The sequence below is a fragment of the Rhizobium sp. RCC_161_2 genome (assembly GCF_041355235.1).
Classification (GTDB): Bacteria; Pseudomonadota; Alphaproteobacteria; order Rhizobiales; family Rhizobiaceae; genus Rhizobium.
In genome coordinates, this window is the sequence record NZ_JBFUPL010000010.1 from 248333 (window position 1) to 262393 (window position 14061).

A 14061-nucleotide genomic window follows, 5' to 3' on the forward strand; every position below is an offset into this window, starting at 1 on the left:
ACGTCACCTCTACCTAATCAGAGGAGGGTTAATGGCATATTAACCATGCAGGAGGTGGCGGGCCTATCAACGAATTTATGGCTGTTTGGCGAACAGGCTGGCCGACAAAAAAAGGCCCGAACCGAGGTCCGGGCCAAGAGCGGCTTACTTTTGATGAAATAGGCCGCGACGGGATGTTCAGCGACGCCGGATATTTGTCCGGCGTCGCAAGCTCTTGGATTAGGAGTTGTGGTAAGCGGCTTCGCCGTGGGACGCGAGGTCGAGACCTTCGCGTTCGGCTTCCGGTGCTACACGCAGGCCGATGATAACATCGACGACCTTGTAGAGGATGGCCGAGCCGATACCGCACCACAGGATCGTGGTGATGACGGCAGTGGCCTGAACCGTGACCTGGCTGCTCATGGTGACGCCTTCGGCATAGCCGACGCCGCCAAGCGATGCACTGGCAAATACGCCGGTCGCGAGAGCGCCGAAGATACCACCGATGCAGTGTACGCCGAAGACGTCCGCCGTATCGTCATAGCCGAACTTGTTCTTCACGACGGAAACGAAGAAGTAGCACAGCGGGGAAACGATGAGACCGAGGGCGATCGCGCCCATCGGGCCGACGATGCCGGCAGCCGGCGTAACGGCAACGAGGCCGGCAACCATGCCGGAAGCGCCACCGAGCATGGAGGCCTTGCCGCGCGTGAAGGTTTCAACAATCGACCAGGAGATGATGGCCGCTGCCGTTGCAACGAAGGTGTTGACGGTCGCGAGCATCGCGCCGCCGGAAGCTTCGAGGTTCGAACCGGCGTTGAAGCCGAACCAACCAACCCAGAGCATGGAAGCACCGACCATGGTCAGCGTCATGGAATGCGGAGCCATCATGTCCTTGCCGAAGCCGACGCGCTTGCCGACCATGAGGGCACCGACGATACCGGCGATACCGGCATTGATGTGAACGACCGTGCCGCCGGCGAAGTCGAGAGCGCCCATCTTGAAGAGCATGCCGTTGGAATCCCAGACCATATGGGCGATCGGGAAATAGACGAAGGTTGCCCAGAGCGCGCAGAAGAGGACGGCCGCGCCGAACTTGATGCGCTCAGCAAAGGCGCCGATGATCAGGGCAGGCGTGATGGCTGCGAAGGTCATCTGGAACAGCATGAAGATGAATTCCGGAATGACGACGCCCTTCGAGAAGGTAGCCGCTGTCGTCGACGTCGAAACGCCGGACAGGAACATCTTCGCTGTGCCGCCCCAATACGGGCTGGTGCCGCCGCCGAAGGCGAAGGAATAGCCGTAGAAGACCCAAAGAAGCATGACGACCGCACCGATCATCGTGCACTGCATCAGCACGGACAGCATGTTCTTCGCGCGCACGAGGCCGCCATAGAAGAGAGCCAGGCCAGGCACGAGCATGAAGAGAACGAGAATGGTGGAGATGAACATGAAGGCGGTGTCGCCTTTGTCCGGAACCGGCGCCGCAGCGGCGGCAGTGGCTGTAGCATCCTGCGCAAAGGCGATCGCCGGCGCGAGCATGGCCGCAGAAAGCGTACCCACCCGTGCCAGAGTGGAGGAAAGCTTGGAAAACGTCATTGCAAATAACTCCCTGATCGGCCGTGTCTTACAGCGCTTCTGAATCGGTTTCGCCCGTACGGATGCGCACGGCATGGTCAATCGAAAACACAAAAATCTTGCCGTCGCCGATCTGGCCGGTCTTGGCGGAGGATGCGATGGCCTCGACCGCCTTGTCGACGATTTCGGTTGCGACCGCGACTTCGATCTTCAGCTTCGGCAGGAAGCTGACGGCATATTCCGTGCCGCGATAGATTTCGGTATGCCCCTTCTGGCGCCCGTAACCCTTCACTTCGGTCACAGTCAGGCCCTGAATGCCGACAGCCGTGAGGGCCTCACGGACCTCATCGAGCTTGAACGGCTTGATAATGGCCATCACAATTTTCATCTGGTTTCCCATCCTTTGTTTACCCTCGGCGCGGAGCCGACTCTCCTTTGCCGCCGACATGTTTCAGCAGCGACCAGGGATACACATTCAAAGGACGTGCCAGATTCGTGACACAATTATAACCAATTGAAATATAAGGGAATTACTTTAAGAACCTAATAAAGCGGCAATTCGCGACGCAGCTATCGCTTAAATAAAGTGCAATTTTATAAATTTGCACTTTATTTAATCATTTGCCTTTTTACGAATCAGCCCTCCTGCACCACCGACGCAATCAGGACACCATTCCGCGTAAAAAGACTGCCGCGGGTGAAGCCCCGGGCACCCGAGGCGCTGGGGCTGTCCTGGCTGTAGAGCAACCAGTCGTCGAGCTTGCACGGATGGTGAAACCACATGGCATGGTCGAGGCTTGCAACCTGCAGTCGCGGATCGAAGACCGAGGTTCCATGCACATGCAACGCCGCATCGAGCAGCGTCATGTCCGAGAGATAGGCGAGCACCGCATTCTGATAGAGCCTGTCATCCGGCACCGGCCCGGTCAGGCGCACCCAGATATCCTGCCGTTGGCTGGGCCGCGAACGGGAGAAATAATCCTCGATGGAGACGGGCCGGATTTCGATCGCGCGTTTGCGCTCCCAGTAGCGGCGCACAGCCTCCGGCGCATTGGCGATATAGCGCGCCTTGACCTGCTCTTCGTCCATCAACTCCTCGGGCGCCGGCACTTTCGGCATCTCGCTTTGATGCTCGAAGCCGGGCTCGTCGATCTGGAAAGAGGCCGTCAGCGCGAAGATCGCCTTGCCGTGCTGGACCGCCAGCACCCGGCGCGTGTTGAAGCTCGAACCGTCACGCAGCCGGTCGACCTGATAGAGGATCGGAACGCTCGGGTCGCCGGGAAGCATGAAATAGGCGTGCAGGGAATGGGCAAAGCGGTCGGCCGCCACCGTCCTCTGCGCCGCCATCAGCGCCTGGCCGATGACCTGGCCGCCGAAAACGCGCTGCCAACCGACCTGCGGGCTGTTGCCGCGAAACAGGTTCATCTCGATCGTTTCCAGGTCCAGCGTCGCGAGCGTGACTTGCATGGCGGTCGGTTTCTCGTTCTCGCGCGACATTTTGAATGAACTCCAACGGTAGGAACCACGAACGGGATGTTCTATATAGAACAGGAAGTGACAGTAGGACACAGGGAAGCGCTATGTTGGACATGCTGGTAGTGGGTGGCGGTTATGTAGGTCTTGCCGCCGCGGTCGCCGTCAAGCAGGCAGCCCCGCATCTCGACGTCATGGTCGTCGAAGCAGCCCCGGAAACCGCCTGGAAGAAGGACATGCGCGCCTCGGCGATCATCGCCGCCGCCTCGAAGATGCTGGAGGTCTTCGGCATCTGGGACGAGATCGCACCGGAGGCGCAGCCGATCACCCGCATGATCGTCACTGATTCGCGCACCAGCGATCCGGTGCGCCCGGTCTTCCTCACCTTCGACGGCGAAGTGACCGAAGGCCAGCCCTTTGCCCATATGATCCCGAACGTCGCCATGGTCGGCGCGCTCCGCGGCGCCTGCGAGCGCCTCGGCATCGCTATCCGCCACGGCGTCAGCGCAACGGACTTCAAGACCGAGGACGCCGGCGTCACGCTGACGCTCTCGGATGGCAGTGCGCTGGAAACGCGGCTACTGGTCGCCTGCGACGGCGTGCGCTCCAAGCTGCGCGACATGGCCGGCATCAAGACGGTGAACTGGAACTACGGCCAGTCCGGCATCGTCGTCACCGTCGAGCATGAGCGGCCGCATAATGGCTGCGCCGAAGAGCATTTCCTGCCCTCCGGCCCCTTTGCCATCCTGCCTTTGAAGAACAATCGCTCCTCGCTGGTCTGGACCGAGCGCACCGCCGACGCCGACCGGCTGGTCGCCTCCGACGATCTGCTGTTCGAGGAAGAGCTGGAGCGCCGTTTCGGCCACAAGCTCGGCGCGCTACGTACGGTCGGCGACCGCCGCGCCTTCCCGCTCGGCCTGACGCTTGCCCGCGCCTTCGTCGCCCCGCGCTTCGCGCTTGCCGGCGACGCCGCCCACGGCATCCACCCGATCTCCGGCCAGGGCCTCAATCTCGGCTTCAAGGATGTGGCGGCTCTCGCCGAAACCGTGGTCGAAGCCGACCGGCTCGGCCTCGATATCGGCTCGATCAACACTCTCGAGCGCTACCAGACTTGGCGGCGCTTCGACACCTTCCGCATGGGGGTGACCACCGACGTGCTGAACCGGCTGTTTTCCAACGACATCACGCCCGTACGCGTCGCCCGCGATTTCGGCCTCGGCCTCGTCGATCGCCTGCCAAAGCTGAAATCCTTCTTCATCGGCCAGGCAGCAGGCACGGATGCCAAGGACAATCCGCGACTGCTGGCGGGCGAGGCGATCTGAGCTCGGGAAATTTGAAGGGGTGTAATTCACCGCAGATGCCTGCCACCGGTCAATCGCGGATCGTCTGTTTTCCGGCATCAACTTGTCGAAGCTGACAATCTCCGCGTCATGGCTTTCGGCCCTTTGCCATCGCTCGCGGTAAGCTACAGCACCGCGGTGCAGCTTTCCGAAAGTGGCCCTTCGCTCTGGCACCAAGTATTTTTTGTGCGGTTCGACTTGCTAAGGCCCCTCGAAATTGTTTCGACGCTCGCGCAAAAATTGTGCAATAGATATTCGCTGCAGGAGATATCGAAAGTCATCATGTGCGGTATTTCGAGCCCTTCTTGACCACATCTGATAAGGTCGCGGTGCCGCGCGGGAGCCAATTAGGGAGCGACGCACGGAAACCTGATCTGGGATGGCATTTCTGTGACAACAACTTTTGCTGAAGCCCTTCTTCCTCTTGCCAAACGCTTGCAGGGGCCGGTGCGCGACATCGAGATCTTGCGAGTAGCCACCTTTCTGGACGGTGATGATTTCGCCGCCTCGGCCAAAGCGGCACGAGACGCAGTTCTGAAATGGGCATCCTCGCGCAAGCGCGCCGGCGGAACATTTCCCAAGGAGGCATGGGAACACGCTGAATTTGAACTTGTAGCAGGGGGACGAAATAGCACGGCGGTTCGTTTTCTGACCGAGACCGCCGACCTATGGGCCTTGCGTGCGGAAGTGCCTGACGAAAATGTGCCTGGGCGAGTCTGGACCAACGAGATTGTGATCGGCGGCGAGATCGACAAGCGCCCGCATCTGAGTCTGAGGTTGATCGTCAGCACTGCTGAACCAGATCTAACCGTCGAACATCATGTGCCGGGGCCGGTTCTGCAAATGGCGACTGCCCCGGGACTGTTGCGAGGGGGCAGGAAGCTCGCCGATGTTCCGCGCACGCTTCGGAGCGAAGTTGACGCCGGAGACCTATGCGATCTCCTCGAAGACCCAGAGCGTCGCCTGCCTGTCATTGTCGTAACGCTCCCAGAGGGTCAGGATAGTGCTCCGCTGATAGATGATGCCGAGGTCGCACGTGCATTGACGGGAATTGCGCGGGTGGTTCGTGTTCCGGCAGCGTTGACATAGGTCTTAACCAAGCGCTTCGGCAAATTTCGGTCCGTGTTTGACGGCGCCGTCCGGGCCTACCTCCCCGGTTTCTCGAGCGCCGATGATCCTCATCGCCATCGCCTGTTCTTAGCGACGTGGCTGAATGATGGTGCGAACGCAGCCAGTTGTGGCCTTTGGCTGCGCCGCGTTGCCGCTGATCTCAGCGTTTCATCAACGCGACTGGGCAAGAATGTCGTTGAATTCGCCGCGGTTCGGACAGCCAGTCGCCGTTTGCGCAAAGACAGTCTTACTGAACAGAGGGCACCTGATACTCAGCTTCTGGCGCTTGCCCAAGAACTGATTGACGGTCTCGAGAAGCAGCTCGCGGAGAAAGACAAGGAAATTGGCGACTACGTCGCCGAGGTCGAAATTGCCGAAGACCGCGCCAAGGCTGCGGAACAAGAAAATCGTTCGCTGCTCTTCAAGATCAGACAGTTGCAGGATGCGCCGGCACGCGGAGACGATACACCTCCCATCGAACATCCTCTTCCACAAGATTGGTCAGAGTTTTCCGATTGGCTCGATCATACTTTTCCCGATCGTGTCGTTCTTACGCCGGCAGCTCGGCGACTGGTGCGAAATCCGGAGTTTGAGGATGTCGGAGCTGTGGCACGAGCCATAACTTGGCTTGCGACGGACCAGCATCTACGCCGCCTGAATGGAGGAGGCAGCACCCGCGATGAAGTCATCGAGCCAGGCATCCTGAATGCCTATTGCGGCGGCGATACCTATGAGACCGTTTGGCAGGGACGACGCTACGAGGTGGATCAGCATGTGAAGAATGGCGGAAATAGCCACGACCCAAAGCGCTGCCTTCGTATCTACTACTTTTGGGAGCCGGAGCTCCAGCAAACGGTAATCGACCATCTGCCAGCGCATCGCCGCACCAGTGCGACATGATAGACCGTGGTAGAGGCGAAGAGACTGGCAGCTGAATGTCTGTGTTTCGTCCACGCGTCGGGTCATGGGGCAAGATCGATTTTTGAATGTCCGCTGGGGCCATGCTCGAAATCTCTCTCGCACCTGCATAGCCCGGCCGTTTCGAGCCCTATGGGGAGCTTGGCATCAGACACAATGAACGACAGCTTTTAGGACCGGGTTAGGAAATGGAAGCGCAAAGTTGCGGTTCCATGATCCTTGAGAGAGACGGCCGGCCTCTACTCCACAATACCAAGGGAAAACACCCCTCAATCCTCGATACGCCGCGCTTCCGAGATCAGCATGATCGGAATGCCGTCGCGGATCGGATAGGCGAGCCGGGCTTTTTCCGAGACGAGTTCGTTCTTCTCGCGGTCATAGCTCAGCGACCCCTTGGTGAGCGGGCAGACGAGCAGGTCGAGCAGTTTCGGGTCGACCTTGCTGACGGTAATGTCCATCACGGATCCTATTGCAGCACGGAATCGGTGTCGCCGAAGCGGGCGAGCACGATTTCGATGATGGCGATGAAGGTTTCAGCTCTGGTCTTCAGGTCTGGTGCTTCCAGGAGCGCCTGCTTCTCGGCGGGCTCGAAGGGCGCCATCATTGCCAGCGAATTCACCAGCGTCATATTGCTGGCGCGCTCTACGCTCTGCCAATCCGCCTCCAGCTTGTTGGCGTCGAGATAGGCGTGGAAGGCCGACAGCAGCGCGGCACGATCGACGGTATGCTCCTCGTCGGCCGACTTCAAATCGGCCATGAAGGGGGCGATACGGAAGCTGCGATAGGGCTGGTGGCCGGTGGTGACCTCGTCCATTAGCCGGAAGCGGCAGATGCCGGTGAGCGACGTGATATAGCGGCCGTCGCCCGTCTCGGCAAAGGAGGTGATGCGCCCGAGGCAGCCGACATGCGAAAGATTGGACGTTTCCGGCGGCTCACCGAGCGCCGGCTGCACGATGCCGACCAGCCGGTTGCCGGCGATGGCGGCATCGAACATTGCGAGATAGCGCGGCTCGAAAATATTGAGCGGCAATTGCCCGGTGGGCAGAAGCAGGGCGCCCGAAAGAGGAAAGATGACCACCGATTCCGGCAGATCGCTCGGCTTCAGATATCTGGCATTACCGACTTGCATGATTTCCGTCCCGCTACATCACTGTGCCGCATATCCCTTGAGATACACAGGAACGACACCCGACGGCGATTGCTCCATCCCACGCCGCGCCACAGAACAATGTGGCCCCCTCTTGCGAAAACACAAGAGCCTTTGCTGACGAAACTCCGAAGCGTTTCGCTTTCCCGTTCCATCGAGGCGAGCGAAGGCACCTGACAGGGTGCCGTCGCATGAACCGCGCCTCAGGAAAACAGGATCGAGGACAGCTTGCGCCGCGCGGCGATCGTCGCCGGGTCCTTCGGACCCCAGACTTCGAAGAATTCCAGCAACTGCCGGCGCGCGCCATCATCGTCGAAGGCGCGGTCGCGCCGCATGACCGTCAGAAGATGCTCGGCCGCCTCGTCGCGCTTGCCTTCGACATTGCGGATCTTGGCGAGCTTGACGCGCTGCTCGTGATTGTCGGGATTGGCGGCCAGCTCTTGCTCGAGCGCCACGGGATCGCCAAGCTTGCGGGCTTCCTCGATCTGATCGAGCTTTTTCACCACGGCCTGGATGCCGGCATCGTTGGCAAGCGTTTCCGGCAGGTCCGTCAGCGCCTCGCGTGCACGCTGGCTCTGGCCGGCGGCGATCATGCATTCGGCCATGCCGGCAAGCGCCTTGGCATTTTCCGGATCGGCCTGCAGCACCGCGCCGAAGAGTTCGGCCGCACCATTGATATCGCCCCCGGCGAGAAGGCCGCTCGCCTCCTCCAGAACCGCGGCAATCTCCGCCGCCGGATCGCCCGCGCCACCAGCCGGACCGCCGAGGCGATCGATGAACTCACGGACCTGGCTCTCGGGAACAGCGCCCATGAAGCCGTCGGCCGGCCGGCCATCGACGAAGGCGATGACCGCCGGGATCGACTGGATGCCGAGCTGGCCGGCAACGGAGGGATGATCGTCGATGTTCATCTTGACCAGCTTGACGCGGCCAGCGGCTTCGTTGACGACCTTTTCCAGCACCGGCGTCAGCTGCTTGCACGGACCGCACCAGGGCGCCCAGAAATCCACCAGCACCGGCTGGTTGCGCGATTCCTCGATAACGTCCTTGGCGAAATTCGCCGTCGTGGTGTCCTTGATCGGCGAAGCGCCGCCCGAGGCCGCCGGCGCGGCGCCAAACGAGGCAGAGGCCGACATCTGGCCACCGAAGGAAGCGTTATAGGGATTGTTCGAACCGCTCATAGATGTCTCCCGCCTGCCGGCATTCCGGACTTTTAAAACATGAGCCCCAAAAACGGGGCGTCGCTTTGCATAAGATCATGCTCGATGAAATAGCCATAGCGACAGCACACTTCGAAGATATGTCATATCTGTCGCATTATAGCGTTAAAATCGTGCGTTAGCCCGTCACTTTCAAGACTAGCGGCGTGTGACCCGTCGCTTCCATGAAGCGCAGCAGATCGCCGCTGGCAATCGACGTCGTCGCATCGTTCGACAAGGGATGGCAATTGACGATGTCGTGCGCCATCAATTCGGCATCGAGCACGAAGGTGACGTTGCCGCCGGTGTCGTTGATCGCGCCGAAGGCCGTGACGGAGCCCGGAATGACGCCCAGATATTCCATGAGCTTTTCCGGCTTGCCGAAGGAGACCTTGCTGGCCGCGCCGATCAGCGTGTGCACCGTCTTCAAATCGACGCCGGCATTTTCCTCGACGGTCAACAGGAAGAAATTATCCTTCTTGTCCTTCACGAAGAGGTTCTTCGTATGCCCACCAGGAATCTCGTCGCGCAGCGATACCGATTCGGCAACAGTGAACACCGGCGCATGATCCTTGGTGCTATGGGAAATGCCCAATCCATCCAGAAAATGGAAAAGATCGTCGCGGGTTTTCGGGCTGTTCTCTGTCATGGCGTCTCGCAAAGAAAATTTGACGCGCTCCTGATACGTCGCTCACAATTCCTTTGCAATCTTTGAGACGACAAAGCCCGGCGTTTCCGGGCTTTCCGACAGGCATTGAAAAAAACCGCGAATTTTTCTTCGCGACCTCGTCATTTCCCTGTTGCATTTGAAAAACGATTGGGCCATATAGCGCCCGTCGCCGCAAGACGACGCCGAACGGTCCAACACACTACCCCGGACTGTTGTGGATATGAGCGGGTGTAGCTCAGGGGTAGAGCACAACCTTGCCAAGGTTGGGGTCGAGGGTTCGAATCCCTTCGCCCGCTCCATTTTTCTCAGAAAAACAATGACTAAGCTCTCTTGTTGAGCGAAGCATGTTTTATGTTTCCCAGTAAGATACCACTGATAGCTTTAAGGCGACTGAGATCGCTTAAGGGCCGCTCGCTGCGGACTTGCCATCACGTCGCCCCCAGCAATCGCTCTATGCGGTGTGGTTGCGAGGTTCAACAACGCGACTTGAGCGACAGTTGATTCTCCTAATTCCACTAAATTTGCTTCGCGAATGTTGGATTGACTCTAATCTATGGAGTGCCTAGATTTCTGTAACATTCCTGCTGTACGCCTGCGTTGAAGTGTGACCGCAACTGGTTGACGAGGCATTTGATGGACACGACTCACCCGTCTCGCGATGACTGTCCCGAGGAATTCAATCTCACACGTCGGAAATTGATGCTGGGCGGCGCCCTGTTCGCTGGCGGCATGCTGCTGTCTCCGGAGATTTCGGCCCAAACTCTAGGTGCGGTCGCGCCGGAGGTTTCGTCAAGCTTCATGGACGTATCGTCTCTCCTCATCGACCATCATTTGGACCCTGAGGTCGGGGCACGCATGGCTGCGGCCATGCTGCGGATAAATCCGGAAATTGCGCAGGACATTGGCGCAATTATTGATATCGCGAAGAAAAAGAATGCCAGGATCGTCGAGGATTTCTTCGCCGACATTCCGGAAGGACGCCTGAAGGACACGGCCCTGGCCATTATTTCGGCCTGGTATACGGGCGTGGTGGATAATTCCGCCAACGCAGAAGTCTTCGCCTTCGAAACCGCGCTTATGTATCAGCCGACCCATGACGTCATGACAATCCCGACCTACGCCATATCCGGTCCGAACGGATGGAATGCGGAGGCCCCGCCTCTCAGCAATATGCCGACATTCTGACGAGAACCGCCCGGTGCGCGAAGGCGCGTTGCGGGCGGCTTCAAGCAATCGAGCGAGACGCCCGTGTGGAGGACTTTGTCATGGGATCGGCTTGCTGCGGGGTTTGACGTGCCTATTCGAGCCTTTGGTTAGTTGGAATCGATAAGATGGCAAACGATTATAGTGCAGACGTCATTGTCGTTGGAACCGGCGTTGTCGGTTGCCTCGTCGCCGAGCAGGCGCTGGATGCAGGCCTGTCCGTTCTCATGCTGGAAGCCGGCCCTCGCGTGGAGCGCTGGCAGATTGTTGAAAATTATCGAAACGTACCGCCGCGGTTCAAGCAAAATTGGAACGCGCCCTATCCGGCAAAGCCCTGGGCACCGCATATTGAATCAGAATTGGTAGACGCCACGACCGACTACCTGCAGCTGGAGGGGCCGAACGGGCGTGCATACCGTCAGGGTTATGTGCGCTACGCCGGCGGCGCTACGTGGCATTGGGCGGGCATCTGTTGGCGGCTGCATCCGGATGATATGCGGATGAAAAGCCTTTACGGCGTCGGCCGGGACTGGGCGTTCGATTACAACACGCTTGAACCATATTATACCCGCGCTGAATATGCGCTGGGTGTGTGCGGCCCATCCGAGGTCGAGCTGCAGTGGCCGCCATTGCCGCGCTCCAAGCCCTATCCCATGGGCCGTATTCCCTTAGGCCAGGGCGAGCAACGCTTTACAGACGCCGCCGCACGCGTTGGCGTCATCAATCTTCCCGCCCCTCAAGCTCGCAATAGCGGCGTTTCCTATGACGGCCGGCCACCCTGTTGCGGCAACAACAACTGTTTCCCAGTCTGTCCGATCTCCGCGAAATACGACGCTGCATCGGCGCTGCCACGAATCGAATCAAAGGGTGGCAAAATCCTCGCTAACGCGGTCGTCTACCGGGTGGAGACGGATGCAAAGCAAAACATCCAGGCTGTCCATTTCTTCGATCCGAACAAGGAAACGCAAAAGGTAACCGGCAGGCTTTTCGTCATTGCCTGCAATGCCATCGAGACGCCGAAACTGCTCCTGATGTCCAAGGATGATCGCAACCCGAATGGTGTTGCCAATCATTCGGATCAGGTCGGGCGCAATCTGATGGATCAGCCCAAGATCAGCGCGCAGATGGTGCTTGCAGAGCCAATGTGGACGGGTGTCGGCCCCGTGCAGGGCAGCAGCATCATGATGACGGGGCAAGGCGCTTTCCGAAGTGAACATTGCGGTGCGATGCTTCGCTGCGAAAATGCCGCTCTCAGCGCCGTGGGCGGTCTGGCGGCACTCTCGAAGGGGTTAGTCGGCAAAGCGCTGGACGCGGAGATACGCAGGCTCTCGGCCTGCACCGCGCGACTGACGATCGAGCACGAGATCCTGGCGGATCCCAATAACCGCCTGACGTTGTCGGATAAGAAAGACTGGTTGGGCCTTAACAAGCCGAACATCTACTATGATGTCGGCGACTATGTCCGCCGTGGCCACCAGGAATATACCCTGCCGCTGCTGAAGAAACTGATCGCGGAGCTTGGCGCCGTCGAAAGCAGCATCGCCACGACCTTCACCAATAGCGACCACATGATGGGGAGCTGCATCATGGGCACCGATCCCACGAACTCTGTCGTCGATGTCGACTGTCGGGCGCATGATCATCCGAATCTTTTCCTGCCGGGCGGCGCGGCGATGACGACGGGCGGCTGCGGCAACAGCACCATCACCATGGCGGCCTTGGCCGTGAAGGCCGCCGATGCCATCGTTGACCAGTTGAAGCGGGGCTGAACGTGGACACTTTCTTCCGGCTCTTTAGCGCTCTAATCTGTCTGATGTCCGTGAGCTCGGCCGCCTTCGCCACCGACGATGATGCACAAGCGGCATCGGTCAAGCGCGGCGCCTATCTCGCCACCGCCTCGGACTGTTCCGCCTGCCACACGGCGCCAGGTGGCAAGCCATTCGCGGGCGGACTGGCCATCTCCACTCCGGTGGGCACGATCTTTACCACCAATATCACACCGTCTGCGACGGCGGGCATTGGGCAATACACGGAAGAGCAATTTGGCCGGGCCGTGCGGGCAGGCGTTCGGGCCGATGGTGCGAACCTCTATCCGGCGATGCCGTACACATCATACAACGTGCTGTCGGACGCAGATATCCACGACCTCTACGCCTACTTTCAGCACGGTGTTGCACCCGTCGATACGGTGCCGCAGCGCACGGCACTGCCGTTTCCGATGAATATTCGCCTGTCGATGATGGCGTGGAACCTCCTGTTCCTCGGCAGCGGCCATGAAGCCGACGCCACGCAATCGGCCGAGTGGAATCGCGGCAAATATCTTGTCGATGGGGCGGCGCATTGCAGCACCTGCCATACGCCGCGCGGCTTCCTGATGCAGGAATTGTCTTCGCACTATCTGGGTGGTGCGCAGGTCGGCCAGTGGTATGCGCCAAACATCACCTCGGATGCCACCAGCGGCATTGGAAGCTGGAGCAAGGACGAACTGGCTCGCTATCTGGCAACCGGCTCGCTGCCCGGCAAGGCACAGGCTGCAGGCAGTATGGGGGAGGCCGTCGAGCACAGCTTCTCCCAACTCACGCCGGACGATATCTCGGCGATATCAACCTATATCAAAACCGTGGCACCGCTGCATGATGCGTCGGATGAGCAGTCGCGGTTTGGCTACGGCAAGCCCTTCTCGCAGCTTGCAAGCTTGCGTGGGGCGAACCCGATCCGCTCGGATACGGACGCGCAAGCCAGCGGCGCGGTGCTGTTTTACGGCAATTGTGCCTCCTGCCACCAGGCTTCCGGCCAAGGCAGCAAGGATACCTATTATCCGAGCCTGTTCCACAATTCGGCGACAGGTGCGGCCAATCACAGCAATCTCATCGCCACGATCCTGAACGGCGTCAACCGGACGACGCCCAAGGGCCAGGCCTTCATGCCTGGCTTCGGCGGCAAGGCGAATGACATCAATGCTCTGAATGACAGTCAAGTTGCCACGCTGGCGAACTACATGATTGACAACTACGGCCGCGCCGGCACTCCGGTCACACCTGCCGATGTCGCTGAGGTGCGGGCGGGTGGCCCTTCGTCTTCACTCCTGCTTCTGGCACGCATTGGCATAGCCGTAGGCGTTGTTGTGGCCTTGGGGATCGTCCTGTTGCTTGTTGTCTGGCGGCACCGGCGGGCCCGGGCGGTTTAGCGGGTTTCTCCGTGCCCATTGGTGGTGAAGCTCCTTCGCAGATAACTGACGGATAGACGTTCCGTCGTTGGAGCTGCTGCCTTCGTGAAACATCGTCATCTGTGAATCGGCGCAGCTGTCCCGATGCCGTTCGACGCCATAAACAATTGCTTTTGCAGAGGTGACTTGGGTCGCTGCGCGATGCTTATTCACAAATCGGTGTTCAAACGCATCGAACGAAGGAACTCTATGGCGCCCAATGCCGTTTCAACTGAAGC

General features: G+C 59.5%; 12 protein-coding genes, 1 tRNA gene and 1 pseudogene. 7 read left to right on the top strand and 7 right to left on the bottom strand.

The window, feature by feature from the left end:
- Positions 1-219: 219 nt before the first annotated feature.
- The 3 genes and pseudogenes from AB6803_RS24705 to tesB all read right to left on the bottom strand — a co-directional run bounded on the left by AB6803_RS24705 (position 220) and on the right by tesB (position 3054).
- On the bottom strand, positions 220-1578 hold the full coding sequence (locus AB6803_RS24705) for an ammonium transporter (protein WP_371111360.1): 1359 nt from the start codon (positions 1576-1578) through the stop codon (positions 220-222).
- Positions 1579-1606: 28 nt separating this feature from the next.
- The gene (locus AB6803_RS24710) at positions 1607-1957 is read right to left on the bottom strand and encodes a P-II family nitrogen regulator (protein ID WP_012652738.1); all 351 of its coding nucleotides are present in this window, start codon (positions 1955-1957) and stop codon (positions 1607-1609) included.
- A 213-nt stretch (positions 1958-2170) separates the two neighbouring features.
- Positions 2171-3054: pseudogene (gene tesB / locus AB6803_RS24715) on the bottom strand (acyl-CoA thioesterase II).
- Positions 3055-3137: 83 nt separating this feature from the next.
- Here tesB and AB6803_RS24720 point away from each other — a divergent pair.
- From AB6803_RS24720 to AB6803_RS24730, 3 genes are all read left to right on the top strand, one after another.
- On the top strand, positions 3138-4352 hold the full coding sequence (locus AB6803_RS24720; RefSeq protein ID WP_371111361.1) for a ubiquinone biosynthesis hydroxylase: 1215 nt from the start codon (positions 3138-3140) through the stop codon (positions 4350-4352).
- Between the two features lie 408 nt (positions 4353-4760).
- Entirely contained in the window at positions 4761-5459 is a 699-nt protein-coding gene (locus AB6803_RS24725) for a hypothetical protein (protein ID WP_371111362.1), read from the top strand.
- A 33-nt stretch (positions 5460-5492) separates the two neighbouring features.
- Positions 5493-6380, top strand: a complete 888-nt coding sequence (locus AB6803_RS24730; RefSeq protein ID WP_371111363.1) for a hypothetical protein — start codon at positions 5493-5495, stop codon at positions 6378-6380.
- Between the two features lie 287 nt (positions 6381-6667).
- Here AB6803_RS24730 and AB6803_RS24735 read toward each other — a convergent pair whose 3' ends face one another.
- From AB6803_RS24735 to AB6803_RS24750, 4 genes are all read right to left on the bottom strand, one after another.
- The gene (locus tag AB6803_RS24735) at positions 6668-6856 is read right to left on the bottom strand and encodes a Trm112 family protein (protein WP_047466290.1); all 189 of its coding nucleotides are present in this window, start codon (positions 6854-6856) and stop codon (positions 6668-6670) included.
- An 8-nt stretch (positions 6857-6864) separates the two neighbouring features.
- Positions 6865-7527 carry an LON peptidase substrate-binding domain-containing protein gene (locus AB6803_RS24740; protein ID WP_371111364.1) on the bottom strand — a complete coding sequence of 221 codons (663 nt, stop codon included), beginning with the start codon at positions 7525-7527 and terminating at the stop codon, positions 6865-6867.
- A gap of 221 nt (positions 7528-7748) precedes the next feature.
- Positions 7749-8726 (bottom strand): thioredoxin, encoded by a 978-nt coding sequence (gene trxA / locus AB6803_RS24745; RefSeq protein WP_371111365.1) that lies wholly within the window; start codon positions 8724-8726, stop codon positions 7749-7751.
- Positions 8727-8883: 157 nt separating this feature from the next.
- On the bottom strand, positions 8884-9393 hold the full coding sequence (locus AB6803_RS24750) for a prolyl-tRNA synthetase associated domain-containing protein (RefSeq protein ID WP_371111366.1): 510 nt from the start codon (positions 9391-9393) through the stop codon (positions 8884-8886).
- A 245-nt stretch (positions 9394-9638) separates the two neighbouring features.
- Here AB6803_RS24750 and AB6803_RS24755 point away from each other — a divergent pair.
- From AB6803_RS24755 to AB6803_RS24770, 4 genes are all read left to right on the top strand, one after another.
- Positions 9639-9713: transfer RNA gene (locus tag AB6803_RS24755), tRNA-Gly, on the top strand.
- A gap of 334 nt (positions 9714-10047) precedes the next feature.
- Complete coding sequence (locus AB6803_RS24760; protein ID WP_371111367.1) at positions 10048-10599, top strand: sorbitol dehydrogenase family protein; 552 nt, start codon at positions 10048-10050, stop codon at positions 10597-10599.
- A 146-nt stretch (positions 10600-10745) separates the two neighbouring features.
- The gene (locus tag AB6803_RS24765; protein WP_371111368.1) at positions 10746-12386 is read left to right on the top strand and encodes a GMC family oxidoreductase; all 1641 of its coding nucleotides are present in this window, start codon (positions 10746-10748) and stop codon (positions 12384-12386) included.
- Between the two features lie 44 nt (positions 12387-12430).
- Positions 12431-13804, top strand: coding sequence for a cytochrome c (locus AB6803_RS24770; RefSeq protein WP_371111369.1), 1374 nt, complete (start codon positions 12431-12433; stop codon positions 13802-13804).
- Positions 13805-14061 lie beyond the last annotated feature (257 nt).

Bases quoted from the DNA above. Each gene is read 5' to 3' on its own strand.
- AB6803_RS24705 (WP_371111360.1), bottom strand. From the start codon at position 1,578: ATGACGTTTTCCAAGCTTTCCTCCACTCTGGCACGGGTGGGTACGCTT.
- AB6803_RS24710 (WP_012652738.1), bottom strand. From the start codon at position 1,957: ATGGGAAACCAGATGAAAATTGTGATGGCCATTATCAAGCCGTTCAAG.
- AB6803_RS24720 (WP_371111361.1), top strand. From the start codon at position 3,138: ATGTTGGACATGCTGGTAGTGGGTGGCGGTTATGTAGGTCTTGCCGCC.
- AB6803_RS24735 (WP_047466290.1), bottom strand. From the start codon at position 6,856: ATGGACATTACCGTCAGCAAGGTCGACCCGAAACTGCTCGACCTGCTC.
- AB6803_RS24740 (WP_371111364.1), bottom strand. From the start codon at position 7,527: ATGCAAGTCGGTAATGCCAGATATCTGAAGCCGAGCGATCTGCCGGAA.
- trxA (WP_371111365.1), bottom strand. From the start codon at position 8,726: ATGAGCGGTTCGAACAATCCCTATAACGCTTCCTTCGGTGGCCAGATG.
- AB6803_RS24750 (WP_371111366.1), bottom strand. From the start codon at position 9,393: ATGACAGAGAACAGCCCGAAAACCCGCGACGATCTTTTCCATTTTCTG.
- AB6803_RS24760 (WP_371111367.1), top strand. From the start codon at position 10,048: ATGGACACGACTCACCCGTCTCGCGATGACTGTCCCGAGGAATTCAAT.
- AB6803_RS24765 (WP_371111368.1), top strand. From the start codon at position 10,746: ATGGCAAACGATTATAGTGCAGACGTCATTGTCGTTGGAACCGGCGTT.
- AB6803_RS24770 (WP_371111369.1), top strand. From the start codon at position 12,431: ATGTCCGTGAGCTCGGCCGCCTTCGCCACCGACGATGATGCACAAGCG.